Genomic DNA, 21,757 nt, shown 5'->3' on the forward strand with positions numbered 1-21,757 from the left:
GAAATTCTTGGATTACCGGAGAGTGTACCGGCGTTGTGTAGTTTTACTACAAATGAATCACCATTTCATGCTTTTGAAGTGAAAAGACAGTAGTAAAACTACACAAAAATGGCTCGTGGCCTCTGTTCGGGTTGTGGGAAAAAACGATACCGGTGGTTAAAAACCAGTCAAGAAAAGGTTTGCTGCGATGGTTACTGCCAGAAAATCAGAATTTTCAGCTATTTCTAACTTTTGTATGACAGTCCAACCGTGGCGGGTGGGAGCGGGCTTGCCCCGCGATCGCTTTTGCCAGGGGAATCGCATCGCGGGGCAAGCCCGCTCCCACAACCGCCAATCTTTTCTCGCCGATCAAGGATAGACCATGAGCCTGCCTCTGCTGGTTGAACTGCCCGCCACCCTTGCACCGTTGGTCAGCCGCAACGAGCACGCGTTTCGCACAGCGCTTGCCCAGCACACGGCTTTAACGGTCGACGACTGGAGCGATGAACGCTGGGCGCAATTCGCCCGGGTCACCGTGGCCAGCGACTATGTCCTTGAGCAGGTGGTGCGCGACCCGGCCATGCTGGTCGAGCTGGCCGGCAGCGGCGAACTCGACCGCAGCTTCGCTGCCGGCGAGCTCTGCGCCCAGATCGCCGCCGCCACCCAGGCGGCCGAAAGCGAAGACGCGCTGGCGCGCAACCTGCGCCGCCAGCGCAACCGCCAGCAGGTGCGGATCATCTGGCGCGACCTGAACCGCCAGGCCGACCTGGTGCAGAGCTGCCGCGACCTGTCGGACCTCGCCGACGCCTGTATCGACCAGGCCTACCAGTGGCTCTACCCGCGTCATTGCCAGCAGTTCGGCACACCCATCGGCCACCGCAGCGGCCAGCCACAGCACATGGTGGTGCTGGGCATGGGCAAACTCGGCGCCGTGGAGCTGAACCTGTCGTCGGACATCGACCTGATCTTCGCCTTCCCCGAAGGCGGCGAGACCGAAGGGGTCAAGCGCTCGCTGGACAACCAGGAGTTCTTCACCCGCCTGGGCCAGCGCCTGATCAAGGCCCTGGACCCGATCACCGTCGACGGCTTCGTGTTCCGCGTCGACATGCGCCTGCGCCCGTATGGCTCGTCCGGCGCACTGGTGCTCAGCTTCAATGCCCTGGAGCAGTACTACCAGGACCAGGGCCGCGACTGGGAACGCTACGCGATGATCAAGGCGCGGGTGGTGGCGGGCGACCAGGTCGCCGGGGCGCAGTTGCTGGAGATGCTGCGACCCTTCGTCTATCGCCGCTACCTGGACTTCTCGGCCATCGAAGCGCTGCGCACCATGAAGCAGTTGATCCAGCAGGAAGTGCGGCGCAAGGGCATGGCCGACAATATCAAGCTGGGTGCCGGTGGCATTCGCGAAGTCGAGTTCATCGCCCAGGCGTTCCAGCTGATCCACGGTGGTCGCGACCTGAGCCTGCAGCAGCGACCCTTGCTCAAGGTGCTGGCGACCCTGGAAGGCCAGGGTTTCCTGCCGCCGGCAGTGGTCGCCGAACTGCGCGAGGGCTACGAGTTCCTGCGTTACACCGAGCACGCCATCCAGGCCATCGCCGACCGCCAGACCCAGATGCTGCCGGACGACGAGCGGGACCGCGCGCGCATCGCCTTCATGCTCGGCTTTGCCGACTGGCCGGCATTCCACGCCCAACTGATGCACTGGCGCGGCCGTATCGACTGGCACTTCCGCCAGGTGATCGCCGATCCGGACGAAGACGATGAAGAGGGCGAAGTGATTGTCGGCGGCGAATGGCTGCCGCTCTGGGAAGAAGCCCAGGACGAAGACGCCGCCTGCCGCCAGCTGCAGGACGCCGGCTTTACCGACCCGGGCAAGGCACTCAGGCAACTGGCCGGGCTGCGCAGCAGCCCGCAGTTGCGGGCCATGCAGCGCCTGGGGCGTGAGCGTCTGGATGCCTTTATTCCACGCCTGCTGGCCCAGGCGGTGGAGCATGCCGATCCGGACCTGGTGCTGGAGCGGGTATTGCCGCTGGTCGAGGCGGTGGCCCGGCGTTCGGCCTATCTGGTGCTGCTCACCGAGAACCCAGGGGCGCTGCGTCGGCTGTTGACCCTGTGCGCCGCCAGTCCCTGGATCGCCGAGCAGATCACCCGCTTCCCGCTGCTGCTCGATGAGCTGCTCAACGAGGGGCGTCTGTTCAGCCCGCCCAAGGCGCCGGAACTGGCCGCCGAGCTGCGCGAGCGACTGACGCGGATTCCCGAGGACGATCTGGAACAGCAGATGGAAGCCCTGCGGCACTTCAAGCTGGCGCACAGCCTGCGGGTGGCCGCCTCGGAGATCGCCGGCAACCTGCCGTTGATGAAGGTCAGCGATTACCTGACCTGGCTGGCCGAAGCCATCCTCAACCAGGTGCTGGCCCTGGCCTGGCGCCAGACCGTGACCCGTCACGGCCAGCCCAAGCGCAGCGACGGCAGCCTGTGTGACCCGGGCTTCATTATTGTCGGCTACGGCAAGGTCGGCGGCATCGAGCTGGGCCACGGATCGGACCTGGACCTGGTGTTCATCCATGATGGCGACCCGCAGGCCGAAACCGACGGCGCCAAGCCCATCGACAGCGCCCAGTTCTTCACCCGCCTGGGGCAGCGGATCATTCACCTGCTGGCCACCCAGACCAACTCCGGGCAGCTCTACGACGTGGACATGCGCCTGCGTCCCTCCGGCGCTTCGGGCTTGCTGGTCAGCTCCCTGGGTGCATTCGAGCGCTATCAGCAGAACGAAGCCTGGACCTGGGAACACCAGGCCCTGGTACGCGCCCGGGTGCTGGTGGGTTGCCCGCAGGTGGGCGCCGCCTTCGAGGCGGTGCGTGCGCGGATTCTCGGGCAGGCGCGCGACCTGCCGAAACTGCAGGCGGAAGTCAGCGAGATGCGCGCCAAGATGCGCGACAACCTGGGGACCAAGGCCACGGCGGCCGGCACCGGCGCCAATGCCTTCGACACCGGCGTGCCCTTCGATATCAAGCAAGATGCCGGTGGTATCGTCGATATCGAATTTATGGTGCAATACGCCGCTTTGGCCTGGTCTCACGACCATCCGGAACTGCTGCGCTGGACCGATAACATCCGCATCCTCGAAGAGCTCGAGCAGGCCGGGCTGATGCCCGCCAGCGACGCGGTACTGCTGCGCGAGGTGTACAAGGCGTTCCGTTCGGCCGCGCACCGCCAGGCCCTGCAGAAACAGGCCGGGGTGATCGATGCCGGGCAGTTCGTGCAGGAGCGCGGCGAAGTACGGCGGATCTGGTCCGAACTGGGCCTGACGTGAGCGGTTGAACCAGGCGAATCAGGCGGCAGGAAGCCTGCCTTGACCACAGTACAGCCCGAGTGGCGTACACTGGTCCATCTATAGCCTGAATATAAAGAAGGGAGGCCAGGCTGTTCGCGGACAGGCTGCAGCCTCCCTGATCGTTTCTGGATAAAGCATGAGAATTTTGATCATTGGCCCCAGCTGGGTGGGCGACATGGTAATGGCGCAGACCCTGTTCCAGTGCCTGAAGCAACAGCACCCGGCGTGCGTGATCGACGTGCTGGCCCCCGAGTGGAGCCGGCCGATCCTTGAGCGCATGCCTGAAGTCCGCCAGGCCTTGAGCTTTCCGCTCGGCCACGGCGCGCTGGAACTGGCGACCCGTCGACGCATCGGCAAATCCCTGGCCGGCCAGTACGACCAGGCGATCCTGCTGCCCAACTCGCTGAAATCGGCACTGGTGCCGTTCTTCGCCGGCATCCCCAAGCGTACCGGCTGGCGCGGCGAGCTGCGCTTCGGCCTGCTCAATGATGTGCGCAAGCTCGACAAGGCCCGCTACCCGCTGATGATCGAACGCTTCATGGCCCTGGCCTACCCGGACGGTACCGAGCTGCCCAAGCCGTACCCGCGGCCAAGCCTGCAGATCGAAACGACCAGTCGTGACGCCGCCCTGGCCAAGTTCGGCTTGAGCCTGGACCGCCCGGTACTGGCGCTGTGCCCGGGCGCCGAGTTCGGCGAGGCCAAGCGCTGGCCGTCGGAGCATTACGCCAAGGTTGCCGAAGTCAAGATCCGTGAAGGCTGGCAGGTCTGGCTGTTCGGTTCGAAGAACGATCACGCCGTGGGCGAGTCGATTCGTGATCGGCTGATCCCCGGCTTGCGCGAAGAGTCCTATAACCTCAGCGGTGAAACGTCGCTGGCCGAGGCCATCGACCTGATGTCGTGCAGCGACGCGGTGGTGTCCAACGATTCGGGCCTGATGCACGTTGCTGCGGCGTTGAACCGCCCGCTGGTGGCGGTCTACGGTTCGACCTCGCCGGGCTTCACCCCGCCGCTGGCCGACCAGGTCGAGGTGGTGCGCCTGGGGCTCGAGTGCAGCCCGTGCTTCGACCGCACCTGCCGCTTCGGTCATTACAACTGCCTGCGCCAGCTTGAACCCGATGCCGTGGTGGCCGCGTTGCAGCGCCTGAACGGCCCGACCCTGATCGATGTCATGGCCGAGGTCGACTAAGTGCGGGTATTGCTGATCAAGACGTCGTCCCTGGGCGATGTGATTCATGCGCTGCCGGCGCTGACCGATGCCGCCCGGGCGATTCCCGGCATCCGCTTCGACTGGGTGGTCGAGGAAGGCTTCGCCGAGATCCCCAGCTGGCACCCGGCGGTGGACAAGGTTATCCCGGTGGCGATCCGCCGTTGGCGCAAGAACCTCTGGCAGACCTTCAAGAATGGCGAATGGCGCCAGTTCAAGCAGCGCCTGCGCGAGACCAAGTACGACCTGGTGATCGACGCCCAGGGCCTGGTCAAGTCGGCCTGGCTGACCCGCTACGTCAAGGCACCGGTGGCCGGTCTGGACCGCTATTCGGCCCGTGAGGGGCTGTCCAGCCGTTTCTATGACCGGCGTTTTTCGGTGCAGCGCGGGCAACACGCGGTGGAGCGGGTGCGCCAGTTGTTCGGCCTGGCCCTGGGCTACGACCTGCCGGCTGGCCTGGGCGACTACGGCCTGGACCTCAATCGCCTGCAATTGCCACCGGCGGCGCCCTTCGTGGTGTTCCTGCATGGCACCACCTGGGCGACCAAGCACTGGCCCGAGGCCTACTGGCGCCAATTGGCCGAGCGCCTGGGCCAGCAGGGGCTTGAGGTGCGCCTGCCGTGGGGCAACCCGGCCGAGCAGGCCCGCGCCGAGCGCATCGCCAAGGGCTTGAATAACTGCCAGGTACTGCCCAAGTTAAACCTGGCAGGTGTTGCCCGCGTACTGGCGGCCGCCAAGGCCTGCGTGGCGGTGGATACCGGCCTTGGCCACCTGGCGGCAGCCCTGGATGTGCCGACCCTGTCGCTGTTCGGCCCGACCAACCCGGGGCTGACCGGGGCCTACGGCAAATCCCAGGTGCACCTGGCCAGCGATTTCGCCTGCGCCCCGTGCCTGCAGAAAAAATGCACTTATAAACCGAGCGCTGACGATCAGCGCCGGTTCGATCTCAAACGCGAGTGGCCGTTGTGCTTCACTCGCCTGAATCCCGAGCGTGTGGCGAGCCAATTGCGCGCGTTGCTGCTGGCTGAGGATGTTCGTTGATGCAACTGGCTTTTGTTCTGTACAAGTATTTTCCCTTCGGTGGCCTGCAGCGTGACTTCATGCGCATCGCCCTGGAGTGCCAGCGCCGTGGCCACCAGATCCGCGTCTATACCCTGATCTGGGAAGGCGACGTGCCTGAAGGCTTCGAGGTGCTGGTGGCGCCGGTCAAGGCGCTGTTCAACCATCGACGCAACGAGAAACTCAGCGCCTGGATGGAGGCGGACCTGGCCAAGCGCCCGGTGGACCGCTTGATCGGCTTCAACAAGATGCCCGGGCTGGACGTCTACTACGCTGCCGACGGCTGCTTCGAAGACAAGGCGCAGAACCTGCGCAACTCGCTGTACCGGCGCTGGGGCCGCTACCGGCACTTCGCCGAGTACGAACGGGCGGTGTTCGCCAAGGACGCCAAGACCGAGGTCCTGATGATCTCCGAAGTCCAGCAACCGCTGTTCATCAAGCATTACGACACGCCGATCGAGCGCTTCCACCTGTTGCCACCGGGCATCAGCCAGGATCGCCGGGCACCGGCCAATGCCGCGCAAATCCGCGCCGAGTTCCGTCGCGAGTTCGACCTCAAGGACGATCAGCTGCTGATGGTGCAGATCGGTTCCGGGTTCAAGACCAAGGGCGTGGATCGCACCCTCAAGGCCCTGGCGGCCTTGCCTTCGGCCTTGCGCAAGCGCACCCGGCTGATGGTCATCGGCCAGGACGATCCCAAGGTGTTCCAGCTGCAAAGCGCGACCCTGGGCCTGACCGATCAGGTGCAGTTCCTCAAGGGGCGCAGCGATATCCCGCGCTTCCTGCTCGGCGCCGACCTGTTGATCCACCCGGCCTACAACGAGAACACCGGTACGGTGCTGCTCGAAGCGCTGGTGGCCGGTCTGCCGGTGCTGGTCTCGGCGGTCTGCGGCTATGCCCATTACATCGCCGAGGCCGACAGCGGCCTGGTGCTCGACGAGCCGTTCGAGCAGGAGCAGCTCAACCGCTACCTGCAGCGCATGCTCGAAGACGATGCGGCCCGTGGCGCCTGGTCGGGCAACGGCCTGGCCTTCGCCGAAACCGCCGACCTCTACAGCATGCCCGAGCATGCCGCCGATGTGATCCTGGCCCCGGAGCGCCCATGAAACTGATACTGGCCGAGCCGTTCAAGCGCCTGTGGGCCGGGCACGATGCCTTCGATGCCGTGGAGGGCCTGCAAGGGCAGGTGTACCGCGAGCTGGAAGGACGTCGCACCCTGCGTACCGAAGTCGAGGGACGCGGCTATTTCGTCAAGATCCACCGCGGCATCGGCTGGGGCGAGATCTTCAAGAACCTGTTCACCGCCAAGTTGCCGGTGCTCGGTGCCGGCCAGGAGTGGCAGGCGATCCAGCGCCTGCACCAGGTCGGCGTGCCGACCATGACCGCCGTCGCCTATGGCGAGCGTGGCAGCAACCCGGCGCAGCAGCACTCGTTCATCGTCACCGAGGAACTGGCGCCGACCATCAGCCTGGAAGACTACAGCATCGACTGGGTCAAGCAGCCGCCGGTGCCACGCCTCAAGCGTGCGCTGATCGCCGAGGTGGCGCGCATGACCGGCATGATGCACCGCGCCGGGGTCAATCACCGCGACTGCTATATCTGCCACTTCCTGCTGCACACCGATCGGGAAGTGACGGCCGATGACTTCAAGCTGTCGGTCATCGACCTGCACCGCGCCCAGACCCGTGCGAGCATCTCCCGGCGCTGGCGCAACAAGGACCTGGCGGCGCTGTATTTTTCGGCACTGGACATCGGCCTGACCCGGCGCGACAAGTTGCGCTTCCTGCGCGGCTACTTCCAGCAGCCGCTGCGCCGCATCCTGGCCGAGGAAGCCACGCTGCTGCGCTGGCTGGAAGGCAAGGCGCGCAAGCTCTATGCGCGTAAACAGCGATACGGGGACGCGCTCTGATGGCGGGGTGGACACTGGCGCCCGGTTACCAGGCACTGGCCGCGGACTTTGGCAGCCTCGAGGCGGTCTTCGCCCTCAAGGGCGAGCGCCTGACCCACGACCCGCTGAGTGAAGTGATCCGCGTCGAGCGCGACGGGGTCAACTATTACGTCAAACGCTACATCGGTGCCGGCAAAGGCCTGCGCCGCTACCTGGGGCGCCCGCGGATCAAGGCCGAATGGCAGAACCTCAAGCAGTTCGCCAAGTGGGACATTCCCACCGCCGAGGTGGTGGCCTGGGGCCTGGAGCGCAAGGGCCTGGCGTTTGGCCGCGGGGCGATGATCACCCGCGAGCTGCCGCGTACCGAAGACCTCTCGGCCCTGGCCGAGCGCAAGGATCCACGCCTGGCCGATCGCGGCTGGGTCGACCGCATCAGCCGCCAGCTCGCCCGGCATACCCGGATGATGCACGATCACCATTTCACCCATAACGACCTGAAATGGCGCAACCTGCTGGTGGATGACCGGGCCATGTTGTTCTTCATCGATTGCCCGACCGGTGATTTCTGGCGCAGCTTCATGCTGCGCTACCGCATCACCAAGGACCTGGCATGCCTGGACAAAGTGGCCAAGTATCACTTGTCGGCCACCCAGCGGCTGCGCTTCTACCTGCAGTACCGCAGGCGCGAACGCCTGAATGCGTCGGACAAGCGCCGCATCCGGCATATCGTGACGTTTTTCGAGGGACGCGAATGACAGATTTTCTCGCCAGTGCCGACATGGCACTGCTTGAGCGCCATGGACTGAACGGTTTCGACCAGCTCTGGGCGCTGCAACTCGATGCGGTGGACGAGCCCAACACCGGCCGTGGCGGCTGGAGCAGCGTCTATCGCCTGGAGCTCGAAGGCAAGGGCTACTACCTCAAGCGCCAGAGCGACTACCTGACGCGCACCCTGCACCGGCCGTTCGGCGAGCCGACCTTCGCCCGCGAGTTCCGCAACATCAGCCGCTACCAGAAGCTCGGGATCCCGGCCTTGCAGGCGGTCTACTACGGCGAGCGCAAGGTCGATGGCGAACACCGGGCGATCCTGATGACCCGCGCCCTGGATGACTGGAACGACCTGGACAGCCTGCTCGGGCAGTGGCCGCAGCTCAGAATCGGCCAGCGCCAGGGCATCCTGCGCGCCTGTGGCCTGCTGGCGCGTACGCTGCACCGCGCACGCCAGGTGCACGGCTGTTTCTACCCCAAGCATATTTTCCTGCGCGCCCGCAGCGATGGCTGGCAGGCGCAACTGATCGACCTGGAGAAGACCCGGCCGCTGTGGCTGGGCATGCGCGACCGGCTCAAGGACCTTGAGCCGCTGTTGCGTCGCGCACCGGTCTGGAGCGAAGCTGAAGTGCGCGTGCTGCTGTCGTCCTACCTGGACCAGCCCGCCGACAGCCCGTTGGTCGATACCTGGCTGCAGCGCCTGACGCGCCGCCGCCGTGAGAAAGAGGCTCGCTGATGCGTTTGTCCGAACTCAAGGAAGCCGGGCGCCACCCGGACCTGCCGCTGAACATCGGCCTGGCCGACGCCGCCGGCACTGCCGAGCTGCAGTTGCTCACCTTGCTGCGCGTGCTGCCCGGGCAGCGTTACGTGGGCGCCGGCATCTGGCGCGGCAAACCGGTGCTGGCCAAGTTGCTGGTGGGCAACAGTGCCGCCCGGCATTTCCAGCGTGAGCTCGACGGTGCGCGCCTGCTGGCGGCGCAAGGGCTGACCACGCCGTTGCTGCTGGCCGATGGCTTGCGCGAGGGCGAGGGTGGCTGGCTGTTGTTCGAGTTTCTCGAAGACGCCCAGAGCCTGGCCGACGCCTGGGCTGATGTCGAAGCCTTGAAGCCATTGGCCGATGAGCAAACGCTGGTGCTCGGCGAAGCCCTGGCGGCCGTGGCGCAGATGCATGCCAAGGGCCTGTGGCAGGAAGACCTGCACCTGGACAACCTGCTGCGTCATGGCGGCCAGCTGTACCTGATCGACGGTGCCGGGATCAAGGCCGAAACCCCGGGCAAGCCGCTGTCGCGCCCGCAGGTGCTGCAGAACCTCGGCGTGCTGTTCGCCCAGTTGCCCAAGCGCCTGGAGCCCTTCATCGAAGAGCTGCTGGTGTATTACCTGCTGGCCAACGCCGAACATGCCCTGCCGCTGGAAGCGCTGCAGAAGCAGGTCGACAAGGTGCGCAGTTGGCGCCAGAAGGATTACCTGGAAAAGGCCGGGCGCGAGTGCACGCTGTTCAGCGTCGAGCGAGGCCCGTCCGGCCTGCGCTCGATCCGTCGCCCGGAACTTGCGGCCATGCTGCCGGTGCTGGAGCAGGCCGATACGCTGATCGACCAGGGCCACCTGTACAAGACCGGTGGCGCGGCCAGTGTTGCGCGGGTCGAGGTGGACGGTCGGCCGCTGGTGCTCAAACGCTACAACATCAAGAACACCGCCCACTGGTTCAAGCGCTTCTGGCGCCCGAGCCGGGCCTGGCATTCATGGATCGAAGGGCATCGCCTGGAGTTCCTCGGCATCGCCACGCCCAAGCCGCTGGCGGTCCAGGAACTGCGTTTCATGGGCCTGCGCAGCCGCGCCTACCTGGTCACCGAGTATGCCGATGGGCCAGACCTGCTGGAGTGCTTTGCACCCTATGTTGCCTCGGGCGAGGTGCCGGATGAACAGCTGCAGGCGCTGCAGCATTTGTTGGGGCAGTTGATTCATGAGCGCATCAGCCATGGCGACATGAAGGGCCACAACCTGTTCTGGCAGGATGGCCAGTGGTCGCTGATCGATCTGGATGCGATGTGTCAGCACGCCACCCAGCTCAGTTTCGCCCCGGCCTTTGCCCGTGACCGGGCGCGCCTGCTGCGCAACTGGCCGAGTGACAGTGCGCTGCACAAGCGTCTGGATGAGTGCCTGCCTAAGCTGGCTGATTGATAGGGCCTCATCGCGGGGCAAGCCCGCTCCCACAGCACTGAACTGCACCCCAGAAAGTGGACAGTTCACACAGTGGGAGCGGGCTTGCCCCGCGATGGCTATCTGAAGAACCCCCGCACCCCGTACCAGGCCGGCATCCCCAGCCCTACCCAGGCCAGTGCATCCCAGCCACCATCACCCAGCAGCGCGGCAAACAGCCCCAGCGCCCCGAGCAGGGCGATGAGGCCAGGCTGGGCGAACACCGCCCACAGGCTCGACGACTGACGCTTCATCCCGCCATCTCCGTCCGTGCTGCCGCAACCGTCGCCACCGCGCGACGCCGTACCACCCACAGGTACACACCACTGCCCAGCACGATGATGGTCAGCACATCCAGCACCGCCCAGAGGATCTGCATCGGTCGGCCGCCGTAGTCGCCAAAGTGCAGCGGTTGCGACAGGCCCATGGCGTCCATGTACCAGGGGCGATCGCCGATGGCGGTGACTTTCAGGGTGCTGGCATCGATCAGAACTGGTGTCAGCAGGTGAGCGGTCAGGTGGGTACTGCCTTTCATGAACACCGCGTAGTGGTGCTCACTGGAGAAGCGTGTGCCGGGGAAGGCAATGAAATCCGGTTGCATGCCCGGCGCGGCTTCGGCGGCGATGTCCAGCACCCGGCTGACCGGCGCCAGCTCGGTCAGCGGCGGCGCATCGCGGTAGGGCGCGACCATCGCCGCCAGGCTCTCGTTGCGCCAGGCAGCGATCACCAGGTCCGACAGGGCGCTGATCACCCCGGTGACGCCCACCACCAGGGCCCAGGTCAGGGTGACGATGCCGATCAGGTTGTGCAGGTCGAGCCAGCGCAGCCGCGCGGATTTGTCATGGCGTACCGTGGCGAACTTCAGGCGGCGCATGAACGGGGCATAGAGCACCACGCCGGAGATGATCGCCACCACGAACAGCAGGCCCATGAACGCCAGCAGCAGCTTGCCGGGCAGGCCGGCGAACATGTCCACGTGCAGGCGCAGCATGGTCATCATCAAGCCGCCGTTGGCCGAGGGCATTTCCACCACATCGCCGGTACGGGCGTCGAGCATGAAGGTGTGCGATGAGTTCGGTTCGGTGCCGGCGGTGGCCGCCATGATCGTCACCACGCCGTTGCTGTCATCCTCGTCCCAGCCGAAGTACTGCATCACTTCGCCGGGGCGGTGGGCCTGGGCCTTGAGCACCAGTTCCTGCAAGTCCAGCTTCGGGGTATCGGCCGGCATTTCCTTGAGCTGTGGCGCATCGCCCAGCAAGTGGTCGATCTCGTGGTGAAAGATCAGCGGCAAACCGGTCAGCGCCAACATCAGCAGGAACAGGGTGCAGATCAGGCTGGTCCAGGTGTGGACCGAGGACCAGCGGCGTATGGTTGAGCTTTTCATTGCATTTTATTTCTCGGCTTTCAGAAAAACCAAAGCCGTCCCCGCTGGGACGGCCTGGTCATCACGCGTACAGAGTCAGGCCATCACCACTTGTAGGTGGCGCTGGCGACAACGCTGCGCAGGTCGCCGTAGTAGCAGTAGAACCCGTCGCAGGTGGAGATGTAGTCCTTGTTGAACACGTTGTTGGCGTTGACGGCCAGCGATGCGCCTTTGAGGCTGTTATCCAGGCGGCCCAGGTCGTAGTGCACGGCGGCATCGAACACGGTGTAGGCATCGGCCTTGCCCAGTTCGGAGTTGGCCTGGTCGCCATAGGTGTTGCCGGTGTAGCGCGCGCCGCCGCCGATACCGAAGCCGTCCAGCACGCCGTCGTGCCAGGTGTAGTCGGCCCACAGCGAGGCTTGCTGGTTCGGCATCAGTTGCAGGCGGTTGCCCTTGAACTCGCCATCCTGCACTTCGGACTTGGCCAGGGTGTAGGCCGCGATCACTTTCAGGTTCTCGGTAACGTCGGATACGGCTTCAAGCTCCAGGCCGTGGACTTTCACTTCCCCGGTCTGGCTGGTGACGGTGACATTGCCGACGTTGTTGGTGACCGAGACGTTTTTCTGGGTCAGGTCATACACCGCAGCTGTCAGCAGGGTGCTGGAGCCTGGCGGCTGGTACTTGATGCCCAGTTCCCATTGCTCGCCTTCGGTCGGCTTGAACGACTGCTCCGGATCCGCGGTGGCGTTGCTGGTCGGCTGGAACGACTCGGCGTAGGACAGGTAAGGCACGAAGCCCGAGTCGAAGACATAGCTGATCGCCGCATTGCCGCTGAAATTGGTGTCGCGCTCGGTGTTGGTGGCATCGCCCTTGTTGAAGAACTTGGTACCGGTATGCACCCAGTCTTCACGCCCGCCCAGGGTCAGGCGCCAGTTGTCGAGGGCCATCTGGTCCTGGACGTAGAGGCCGGTCTGACGGGTTTTCTGGTTGTAGTCGTAGAAGGCGTCGGAGCGTGGCGGACGGGTGATCGGCAAGCCGTATTCCGGGTGATTGACGTTGATGTCCGGTGCGCTGCCGAAGATCGACAGGTAGTTGGTGTTGCTGCGCTGGTGATCCAGGCCGAGCAACAGGGTGTGGCTGATGGCGCCGGTGGCGAAGTCGGCCTGGAAGTTGTTGTCGACCGCGAACTGGCTGATGTCTTCGTCGACGTTGGTGGTCCCGCGGCCGGTGTTGCCGTCGTCGTCGACGACAAAGCCGAAGTCTGCAAACTCGGGAATGTAGCTGTTGACGGTAATGGTCTGGAACTCAAGGTCCGACTTGGTGTAGCGCAGGTTCTGACGGAATTGCCAGACATCGTTGATGCGATGTTCGAAGGCGTATCCCAGCGCGTAGTAGGTGCGGTCGTAGAACTCGTAGTTCGGGTCACCCAGGTTCTTGTGGTGGGAGATGTCGCCGAACGGCATGTCGATCTTGGTGCCCTGGATCGGGCGGAACTGACTGGTGACGCCGGTATCGTCGCGGGTGAATTGCGACAGGAAGGTCAGCGTGGTGTCTTCGTCGATGTTCCAGGTCAGGCTTGGGGCGATGTTGTAGCGCTTGTCGTCGATGTGATCGATCTGGGTGCCGCCATCGCGCACCACGCCACTGAGGCTGTAGAGGAACTGGCCTTCATCATCGATCTTGCCGGTGCTGGCAAAGTTGATTTGCCGGTGGTTGTCGCTGCCGTACTGAAGCTGGACTTCATTACTGCTTTCGGCCTGCGGGCGACGGCTGACCATGTCCAGCAGGCCACCCGGTGGCGTCTGGCCGTACACCGAGGAGGCCGGGCCGCGCAGCAGTGCGAGCCGGTCCAGGTTCCAGGTCTCGGCTTTCGGGTTGGCGTACACGCCCTTGGGCAGCGGCAGGCCATCGAGGAACTGGGTCGGCTCGAAGCCGCGCACGCGCATCCAGTCAAAACGCGTGTCGCTGCCGAAGCTGGCGGAGACGATACCCGGCATGTAGCGCACGGCGTCATCGAGGCTGTGCACGCTGCGATCATCCATCTGCTCGCGGGTGGCCACGGAAATGGAGCGTGGTACTTCGACCAGTGCGGTATCGGTCTTGGTGCCCACTGCCGTGCGCTTGGCGACATAACCTTCGACCGGACCCCAGGCGCTTTCCAGATCGCCTTCGGCACGAATGTCGGTCACCGGCAATGACATCGCCCCCTCGGGCGCGGCGACCACGGTGAAGGTTCCGGCGCCACTTTGCTGCAACTGCACGCCGGTGCCACGCAGGGCGGCCTGCAGGGCGTCGATGCCGCTGTATTGCCCGTTGACCGGTGCCGAGGTGCGCCCCTGGATCACGCTCGGGTCCAGGGCCAGGGCGATGCCGGCCTGGCTGGCGATCTGGTTCAGGGTGGTGGACAGCGGCGCGGCAGGCAGGTTGTAGCTGCGCAGGCTGGCGGACTGCTCGGCGGCAATCAGCGGGCTGCTCGCCAGCGGCACGGACAGGGCAATGGCCATGGCCAGCAAGCTGGGGCGCAGGAGGGTTTCAAAAGCGCGGGTCATGCAGCGGCTCCTCGACGGATAAGTGCTAACTAGCTTCCTTGCCGAGCGAGAGAGAAAAAGTGACAGGGGTTAGTGAAAATTATTTCGATTTTGATTGTAGGTGCGACTGCGGTGCAGCCAATCGCAGGCTTCGCCAGCTCCCACCCGGTGTGTGCTGACCCTGTGGGAGCTGGCGAAGCCTGCGATAAGGCCCTCAAGGCTTGTCGTGTTTGGCCACCACCGATACCCACCAGGGCGTGTGCTGCTCGATCTGCACCGGCAGGGTCGGCAGCAGGGAGGTCAGGGCCAGGTCGGTGTTGTTGAGCGGGAAGCTGCCGGTAATGCGCAGGTTCGCCACTTCCGGCGCCACCCCCAGGTAGCCGCTGCGGTAACGGCCCAGTTCATCGACCAGCTCGCTCAGGCGCACGTTGTCGACCACCAGCATGCCGCGGGTCCAGGCATCGACGCCCAGGGGCAGGCCGGCAATGGTGCCGAGCCGGTCGTGGTTCATCAGCACCTGCTGGCCTTCGTGGAGAATCTGTTCGTCGCCGCTGTCCTGGGGCCTGGCCGCCACCGCCGATTGCAGCACGCTCAGGCGGGTGCCTTGCGCTTCCATGCGCACCAGGAAACGGGTACCCAGGGCACGCAAGCGGCCGTCTTCGGTGGCGACAATGAACGGGCGATCGTCCTTGTGCCCGGTCTCGATGGAAATCTCGCCTTCGTGCAGCACGATCAGGCGTTCCTTTTCATCGAAGCGGATGTCCACCGCCGAATGGGTGTTGAGGCTGATCAGGGTGCCGTCGCTCAGGCGCAGGCTGCGTTGCTCGCCGGTGCCGGTGCGCTGGTCGGCGAGCCAATAGCCCAGCGACTGGTAGGCGCTGACCCAGCTGAGCAGGCCGGCCACCAGCACCAGGCTGGCCAGGCCGCTGCCCACCCGGCGCACGCGCTGGCGCATGTCCGCGCGCGATTGCAGCAGGGCCTGGCGCGCGGGGCCGGCGGCGGCGCTGAAGCGCTGGTCGAGCATGTGCAGCTGTATCCAGGCGCGCGCGTGTTCCTCATCGGCGGCGTGCCAGCGGGCGAATTCGGCGCGCTCCTCGGCACTGCCAGTGCCCGAATCCAGGCACAGTTGCCAGGCGATCGCGGCGTCCAGGACCCGGGCACTGACCGGCTTGCTGTTCATGTAGGCTCTCCGTACAGGGCGATGTAGCACTGACGCATGCCCTGGGCCAGGTACTGGCGTACCCGGGAAACGGAAACCCCCAGACGTTCGGCAATCTCGGCATGGTTCAGGCCATCGAGGCGATTGTACAGGAAGGCTGCACGGGCCTTGCTCGATAACTTGCCCAGCAGGCGGTCGATGGCCTTGAGGTCTTCGAGGATCAGGTGCTGTTCTTCAGGGGAGGGCTGTTCGGCCTCCGGGATCAGCATCAGCTCGGCCAGATAGGCCTGCTCCAGCGCCGCCCGGCGAAAGTGATCGAACAGCAGGCCCCTGGCGATGGCCATGAGGAACGCGCGGGGTTCGCGGGGTGGCGGCAATTGCTCGCGACCGAGCAGGCGCACGAAGGTGTCCTGGCTCAGGTCTTCGGCGCGCTCGGCGCAGGCGATATTGCGCCGCAGCCAGGCAAGCAGCCAGCTGCGGTGGTCGCGATAAAGGGTACCGACCAGCTCACTGTGTGGGCTTTGCACGGACGACAAGGCGTTCCCCGAAAAAGATGCGTTAACTAACGAGAATTATTCGCGATTGTTGCAGAATCTACTCGCAGGACGCAATTGACGCTCATCGGATGACGCTAGAAGCCGTGACCCTGTTGCCGTCGGCGCCGCCAGCGCTGCAGGTGCTGGTCGAGCAGCGCTGGGCTGTCCAGGTGCTGGCGCCGGGCCTGGCTGAACAGGATCAGGGCAAGTTCGGCGGTGACCATGGCGTCGGCACTGGCATTGTGACGTTCGATGGCCTCCAGGCCGAAACAGGCGGTCCAGTCGTCCAGCCCGGCCTCGCGCAGGGTGATCTGCGGGTTGAGCAGCGGAGCCAGTTCGGCCAGGTCGAAGAAGGGGTGTTGCAGCAGATAACCCAGGTGGTCCTTCAAGGCCCGGGCCAGCATCCGTTGATCGAAAGGCGCGTGGAAGGCCAGCACCGGGCTGTCGCCGATGAAGTCCATCAGGTCGAGCAAGGCTTCGACCGGATCACAGCCGGCGGCGATGGCGCTGGGGCTCAGGCCATGCAGCAGCACGCTGGAGGTGAGCTTGTGGTCGCGTTGATAGAGGGTGCGTTCGAACTGCTGGCTGAAGTCGATGGCGCCGTCTTCGATGACCACCGCACCAATGGCCAGCACTTGGTCACGGTTGGTGTTCAGGCCACTGGTCTCCAGGTCCAGCACGACCCAGCGCTGCTTGCGCAGGGTGTGTTCGCCGAGCGGCGCCGGCGGTGTCAGGCGGCTCACCCGTTGGCGCACCTGGTCGTTGATTTGCCGCGGTCGCAGCCAGGTGAACAGGCTCACAGCTGATACCTCAGGGCCAGGCTGCTCTGCAGGCGCTGGGCCTGGCGCAGGGACTCGCGCAGGATGCGCCGGTCCAGGTGGTTGAGGCTGTCCGGGTCGACGCGGTTGGAATAGGGCAGGTTCTGCCGGCTCTGCAGTTGGTGCTGCTGCATGCGGGTCTGCTGGATGAAGTGGTAGGCCTCCTCATAGGCGGCGCCGTCGAGCGGATCGATCACCTCACGGCTCACCAGTTCGCGCAGACGCTCCAGGGTGTTGATGGCGCTGACGCCGTTGGCCAGGGCCAGCAGCCGTGCGCCGTCGACGAAGGGGGTCAGGCCCTGCACCTTGAGGTCCAGGGTCGCGGCCTTGTCGTTACCCTGGCGGGTCAGCACGAACTCGCGGAAACGCCCCACCGGCGGCCGCTGGCGCAAGGCGTTCTCGGCCATCATGCGCTGGAACAGGCGATTGTCGGCCACCTGTTCGAGTATGCCCTGGCGCAGTTGCTCGCAGGCGCGCTCATCGCCCCAGACCACCCGCAGGTCGAAATAGATGCTCGAGCCCAGCAGGTTTTCCGGCGTGGCTTCGCGGATGAACGCGGCGAAGCGCCGGGCCCACTCGGCACGGGACAGGCATAGCTCGGGGTTGCCGGCCATGATGTTGCCCTTGCACAGGGTGAAGCCGCATTGGGCCAGCCCCTGGTTGATGTACTGGGCCAGGGGCAGCAGGCGTCCGCGGATCTCGGCGGCATGGGCGGCATCGCGGGCTTCGAAGAGGATGCCGTTGTCCTGGTCGGTGTGCAGGGTCTGCTCGCGGCGGCCTTCGCTACCGAAGCACAGCCAGCTGAACGGTACGCCCGGGTCGCCTTTTTCCTCGATGGCCAGCTCGATGACCCGGCATACGGTGTGATCGTTGAGCAGGGTGATGATCTGGGTGATCTGGGTCGAGGAGGCGCCGTGGGCCAGCATGCGCTCGACCAGCTGGCCGATTTCACCGCGCAGCGACACCAGGCTTTCGATTCGCGTGGCGTGGCGGATGGTCCGGGCCAGGTGCACCAGGTCGACCCGCTGCAGGGAGAACAGGTCGCGCTCGGAGACTACGCCGCACAGGCGCTTGTCTTCGACCAGGCAGACATGGGCGATGTGCCGCTCGGTCATGGCGATGGCGGCGTCGAAGGCACTGGCCTGGGGGCTCAGGTAGAAGGGTTCGGCGGTCATGTGCCCGGCGATGGGCTCGGCGAAGTCGGCGCTGGCGTCGGCCACCACCTGGCGCAGGTCGCGCAGGGTGAAGATACCGATGGGAAAACGCTGCTCATCGACGATCACGATGCTGCCGACCTGCTGCTCGTGCATCAGGGCCACGGCCTGGCGCAGGGGCGTCTGTCGGTCGCAGACCACCGGGTGACGCATGGCCAGTTCACCCAGGCGGGTGTTGAGCGAGTACTGGGTGCCCAGGGTTTCCACCGCCCGGCGCTGGACCTGCTGGTTGACCTGGTCGAGCAGGCTGCTGACGCCACGCAAGGCAAAGTCGCGAAAGGCCTCGGACAGGGCGAACAGGCGGATGAACGCGGCCTTGTTCAATTGCAGGCAGAAGGTGTCTTCCGCGGCCAGGTGCTCGGTGCGGGTAGCGCGTTCGCCGAGCAGGGCAGCCAGGGGGAAGCATTCGCCCGTGGTGATCTCGAAGGTGGTTTCGGTGCCGGCGCGGGTCACGTGCTGGCGCTCACCGACCACCCGGCCCTGCTTGACGATGTAGAAGTGCTCCACCGGGCCGTCGGCGGGCTTGATGATGCTGTCGTTGGCTGCATAGAAACGCAGCTGGCACTGTTCCACCAGAAACGCCAGGTGGGCGCTTTCCATCTGGTTGAAGGGGGGAAAGCGTTGCAGAAACTGCAGGGTCCCTTGGATATTCTGCAGTACTGCAGTTTTTCCGGCCTGGGTGAAGGCGTCCATTTTGCTCATGAACCTTACCGCGTCTTTATCGTGGCACCGGGTGCCGACCTTGTTGTTTTCGACCCTCATGGTCGGTCGCCAACCGGCCAGTGCCCATTGGACGTAAGTCTATAAATGGCGAAAGGCCGCATGGGCCAGGCGACAGGTGTCAATTACACGACGAAAAGCAGGTTGCAAGTGGATCAAAAGCAGTCTGAACTTGATTCAAGGGACATTTTTCAAGGGTCATTGACGATGAGACAGCCATGCACGACCAAGACGACATTCTGAGCGACGCCGAGCGTGAAGCGCTGGCAACGGTGACCGCACCTGCGGCTGCACCGCAGAAAGTCTTGATCGTCGATGACAATCCGAAAGCCCGGGAAGCGCTGGCCAGTTACCTGAAGGCCAAGGGTATCAAATGCCTGACGGCGGAGAATGCCGAGCGGGCGCTTGGGTATCTCAAAGGCGAGCGTGACATCGGTTTGCTGATCACCGACTTGCGCATGGGGCCCTTCGATGGCCTGGAGCTGATTCGCAAGATTCGCGAGTCGGAGAAGGCCGCGTTGCCGATCATTATTGTTTCCGGCGATGCCGATGTACCGGACGCCATTGCGGCGATGCATTTGAGCGTTGTCGACTTTCTGCTCAAGCCGATTGATCTGGACAAGCTGGTGAGGTTGGTGCGCAAGGAGTTGGGTGTAGCTTGATCGCGGGGCAAGCCCGCTCCCACAGTGGGAGCGGGCTTGCCCCGCGATGGCGGGTTACAGACCGTTTTTGGCCTTGAACTCACGACGACGACGATGCAGCACCGGCTCGGTGTAGCCGTTCGGCTGCTTGGTGCCTTCTACCACCAGCTCGACCGCCGCCTGGAAGGCGATGTTGTTGTCGAAGTCCGGTGCCAGCGGGCGGTACAGCGGGTCGTTGGCGTTCTGCTTGTCCACCACCGGCGCCATGCGCTTGAGGCTTTCCAGCACCTGGGTCTCGGTGACGACACCGTGACGCAGCCAGTTGGCCAGCAGCTGGGCGGAGATACGCAGGGTGGCGCGGTCTTCCATCAGGCCGACATCGTTGATGTCCGGTACCTTCGAGCAGCCGACGCCCTGGTCGATCCAGCGCACGACATAGCCGAGGATGCCCTGGGCGTTGTTGTCCAGCTCGTTGCGGATCTCTTCGGCCGACCAGTTGGTGTCGGTCGCCAGCGGGATGGTCAGGATGTCGTCCACCGAGGCCGGTGCACGCTTGGCCAGCTCTGCCTGACGGGCGAAGACGTCGACCTTGTGGTAGTGCAGTGCGTGCAGCGCGGCGGCGGTCGGCGACGGTACCCAGGCGGTGTTGGCACCGGCCAGCGGGTGAGCGATCTTCTGCTCGAGCATGTCGGCCATCAGGTCCGGCATGGCCCACATGCCTTTACCGATCTGGGCGCGGCCCTGCAGGCCGGTAGCCAGGCCGATGTCGACGTTGGAGTTCTCGTAGGCGCCGATCCACTTCTGGGTCTTCATGGTGCCCTTGCGCACCACGGCGCCGGCCTCCATGGAGGTGTGGATCTCGTCACCGGTACGGTCGAGGAAGCCGGTGTTGATGAACACCACGCGATCCTTGGCCGCCTGGATACAAGCCTTGAGGTTGACCGTGGTACGGCGCTCCTCGTCCATGATGCCGACCTTCAGGGTGAAGCGCGGCAGGCCCAGCAGGTCTTCGATGCGACCGAACAGTTCGTTGGTGAACGCCGCTTCTTCCGGGCCGTGCATCTTCGGTTTGACGATGTAGACCGAACCGGTGCGGCTGTTCTTGCGGCTGGTGTTGCCGTTGAGGTTGTGGATCGCTGCCAGGTTGGTGACCAGGCCATCGAGGATGCCTTCGGGCACTTCGTTGCCGTCCTTGTCGAGGATGGCATCGATGGTCATCAGGTGACCGACGTTACGCACGAACAGCAGCGAGCGACCGTGCAGGGTCACCGAGCCACCGTTGGGCGCGGTGTATTCGCGGTCCGGGTTCATGGTCCGGGTGAAGGTCTGGCCACCTTTGCTGACGCTTTCAGCCAGGTCGCCCTTCATCAGGCCGAGCCAGTTGCGGTAGACCACGACCTTGTCGTCGGCGTCGACCGCAGCAACCGAGTCTTCGCAGTCCATGATGGTGGTCAGGGCGGCTTCCATCAGCACGTCCTTGACGCCCGCCGCGTCGGTCTGGCCGACCGGGGTGCTGGCATCGATCTGGATTTCGAAGTGCAGGCCATTGTGCTTGAGCAAAATGGCGGTCGGTGCCGAGGCGTCGCCCCGGAAGCCGATCAGTTGCGCGTCGTCACGCAGGCCGGTGTTGCTGCCACCCTTGAGGGCGACGACCAGCTTGCCGGCTTCGATGCGGTAGGCAGTGGAATCGACATGGGAGCCGGCGGCCAGTGGCGCGGACTCGTCGAGGAAGGCGCGGGCGAAGGCGATGACCTTGTTGCCGCGAACCTTGTTGTAGCCTTTGCCTTTTTCCGCGCCACCCGCTTCGCTGATGGCGTCGGTGCCGTACAGGGCATCGTACAGCGAGCCCCAGCGGGCGTTGGAGGCGTTGAGCGCAAAGCGCGCATTCATTACCGGTACGACCAACTGCGGGCCAGCCATGCGGGCGATTTCGTCATCGACGTTCTGGGTCGAGACCTGGAAGTCTGCAGCTTCTGGCAGCAGGTAGCCGATGTCCTGGAGGAAGGCTTTGTAAGCCACGGCATCGTGAGCCTGGCCTTTGCGCGCCTGGTGCCAGGCATCGATCTGAGCCTGGAGTGCGTCACGTTTGGCCAGCAGTGCTTTGTTCTTTGGAGCGAGGTCGTTGATGATCTTTTCCGCCCCGGCCCAGAATTGCTCGGCGTTGACGCCAGTTCCGGGAATGGCTTCGTTGTTCACGAAGTCGAACAGGACTTTGGCGACCTGAAGGCCACCGACTTGAACGTGTTCAGTCATTGCTTGCCTCACTCTGCTCAGCTATTCAGCTCTTCTATTTAAGCCTTGCGCGCTTCTCTAAACACGGCACCAGAACATGCCCGATGGGCGGCTG

17 protein-coding genes are annotated in these 21,757 nt (G+C 64.6%); 9 read left to right on the forward strand and 8 right to left on the reverse strand.

Features of this window, described 5'->3' with window-relative positions:
• The first annotated feature begins 361 nt into the window (after positions 1-361).
• The 8 genes from glnE (at position 362) to M2D63_RS10420 (ending at position 10,413) form a co-directional block, all read left to right on the forward strand.
• The gene (gene glnE, locus M2D63_RS10385; protein WP_285862794.1) at positions 362-3,295 is read left to right on the forward strand and encodes a bifunctional [glutamate--ammonia ligase]-adenylyl-L-tyrosine phosphorylase/[glutamate--ammonia-ligase] adenylyltransferase; all 2,934 of its coding nucleotides are present in this window, start codon (positions 362-364) and stop codon (positions 3,293-3,295) included.
• A gap of 157 nt (positions 3,296-3,452) precedes the next feature.
• Positions 3,453-4,502 carry a lipopolysaccharide heptosyltransferase II gene (gene waaF, locus M2D63_RS10390; protein ID WP_285862795.1) on the forward strand — a complete coding sequence of 350 codons (1,050 nt, stop codon included), beginning with the start codon at positions 3,453-3,455 and terminating at the stop codon, positions 4,500-4,502.
• Positions 4,503-5,561: a lipopolysaccharide heptosyltransferase I gene (waaC, locus tag M2D63_RS10395; RefSeq protein ID WP_285862796.1), complete on the forward strand. Its 1,059-nt coding sequence runs from the start codon at positions 4,503-4,505 to the stop codon at positions 5,559-5,561.
• Positions 5,561-6,685: a glycosyltransferase family 4 protein gene (locus M2D63_RS10400; protein ID WP_285862797.1), complete on the forward strand. Its 1,125-nt coding sequence runs from the start codon at positions 5,561-5,563 to the stop codon at positions 6,683-6,685. Before waaC ends, M2D63_RS10400 begins: the two co-directional genes overlap by 1 nt.
• Positions 6,682-7,488 carry a lipopolysaccharide core heptose(I) kinase RfaP gene (rfaP, locus tag M2D63_RS10405; RefSeq protein ID WP_285862798.1) on the forward strand — a complete coding sequence of 269 codons (807 nt, stop codon included), beginning with the start codon at positions 6,682-6,684 and terminating at the stop codon, positions 7,486-7,488. The genes M2D63_RS10400 and rfaP overlap by 4 nt, the downstream gene beginning before the upstream one ends.
• Positions 7,488-8,222: a lipopolysaccharide kinase InaA family protein gene (locus M2D63_RS10410; protein ID WP_285862799.1), complete on the forward strand. Its 735-nt coding sequence runs from the start codon at positions 7,488-7,490 to the stop codon at positions 8,220-8,222. Before rfaP ends, M2D63_RS10410 begins: the two co-directional genes overlap by 1 nt.
• Positions 8,219-8,971, forward strand: a complete 753-nt coding sequence (locus tag M2D63_RS10415; RefSeq protein WP_285862800.1) for a lipopolysaccharide kinase InaA family protein — start codon at positions 8,219-8,221, stop codon at positions 8,969-8,971. The genes M2D63_RS10410 and M2D63_RS10415 overlap by 4 nt, the downstream gene beginning before the upstream one ends.
• The gene (locus tag M2D63_RS10420; RefSeq protein WP_285862801.1) at positions 8,971-10,413 is read left to right on the forward strand and encodes a lipopolysaccharide kinase InaA family protein; all 1,443 of its coding nucleotides are present in this window, start codon (positions 8,971-8,973) and stop codon (positions 10,411-10,413) included. The genes M2D63_RS10415 and M2D63_RS10420 overlap by 1 nt, the downstream gene beginning before the upstream one ends.
• Positions 10,414-10,511: 98 nt before the next feature.
• Here the strand turns inward: M2D63_RS10420 and M2D63_RS10425 are convergent, their stop codons facing one another.
• The 7 genes from M2D63_RS10425 to M2D63_RS10455 form a co-directional block, all read right to left on the reverse strand.
• Positions 10,512-10,685 carry a hypothetical protein gene (locus M2D63_RS10425; protein WP_285862802.1) on the reverse strand — a complete coding sequence of 58 codons (174 nt, stop codon included), beginning with the start codon at positions 10,683-10,685 and terminating at the stop codon, positions 10,512-10,514.
• On the reverse strand, positions 10,682-11,815 hold the full coding sequence (locus tag M2D63_RS10430; RefSeq protein WP_285862803.1) for a PepSY domain-containing protein: 1,134 nt from the start codon (positions 11,813-11,815) through the stop codon (positions 10,682-10,684). Before M2D63_RS10430 ends, M2D63_RS10425 begins: the two co-directional genes overlap by 4 nt.
• An 83-nt stretch (positions 11,816-11,898) precedes the next feature.
• Positions 11,899-14,343 carry a TonB-dependent siderophore receptor gene (locus M2D63_RS10435; RefSeq protein WP_285862804.1) on the reverse strand — a complete coding sequence of 815 codons (2,445 nt, stop codon included), beginning with the start codon at positions 14,341-14,343 and terminating at the stop codon, positions 11,899-11,901.
• 193 nt (positions 14,344-14,536) lie between these two features.
• Complete coding sequence (locus tag M2D63_RS10440; protein WP_285862805.1) at positions 14,537-15,502, reverse strand: FecR domain-containing protein; 966 nt, start codon at positions 15,500-15,502, stop codon at positions 14,537-14,539.
• Complete coding sequence (locus M2D63_RS10445; protein ID WP_285862806.1) at positions 15,499-16,017, reverse strand: RNA polymerase sigma factor; 519 nt, start codon at positions 16,015-16,017, stop codon at positions 15,499-15,501. Before M2D63_RS10445 ends, M2D63_RS10440 begins: the two co-directional genes overlap by 4 nt.
• 95 nt (positions 16,018-16,112) lie before the next feature.
• Positions 16,113-16,817: a PolC-type DNA polymerase III gene (locus tag M2D63_RS10450; protein ID WP_285862807.1), complete on the reverse strand. Its 705-nt coding sequence runs from the start codon at positions 16,815-16,817 to the stop codon at positions 16,113-16,115.
• Positions 16,814-18,751 carry a DUF294 nucleotidyltransferase-like domain-containing protein gene (locus tag M2D63_RS10455; protein ID WP_285862808.1) on the reverse strand — a complete coding sequence of 646 codons (1,938 nt, stop codon included), beginning with the start codon at positions 18,749-18,751 and terminating at the stop codon, positions 16,814-16,816. Before M2D63_RS10455 ends, M2D63_RS10450 begins: the two co-directional genes overlap by 4 nt.
• A gap of 236 nt (positions 18,752-18,987) precedes the next feature.
• On the opposite strand from M2D63_RS10455, the gene M2D63_RS10460 reads away from it, so the two are divergent.
• A complete protein-coding gene (locus tag M2D63_RS10460; RefSeq protein ID WP_285862809.1) occupies positions 18,988-19,431 on the forward strand; it encodes a response regulator in 444 nt (147 codons plus the stop codon).
• Positions 19,432-19,485: 54 nt separating this feature from the next.
• Here the strand turns inward: M2D63_RS10460 and M2D63_RS10465 are convergent, their stop codons facing one another.
• Entirely contained in the window at positions 19,486-21,663 is a 2,178-nt protein-coding gene (locus M2D63_RS10465) for a malate synthase G (protein WP_285862810.1), read from the reverse strand.
• Between the last annotated feature and the right edge of the window lie 94 nt (positions 21,664-21,757).

It is taken from the genome of Pseudomonas sp. BJa5 (assembly GCF_030272875.2).
Classification (GTDB): Bacteria; Pseudomonadota; Gammaproteobacteria; order Pseudomonadales; family Pseudomonadaceae; genus Aquipseudomonas.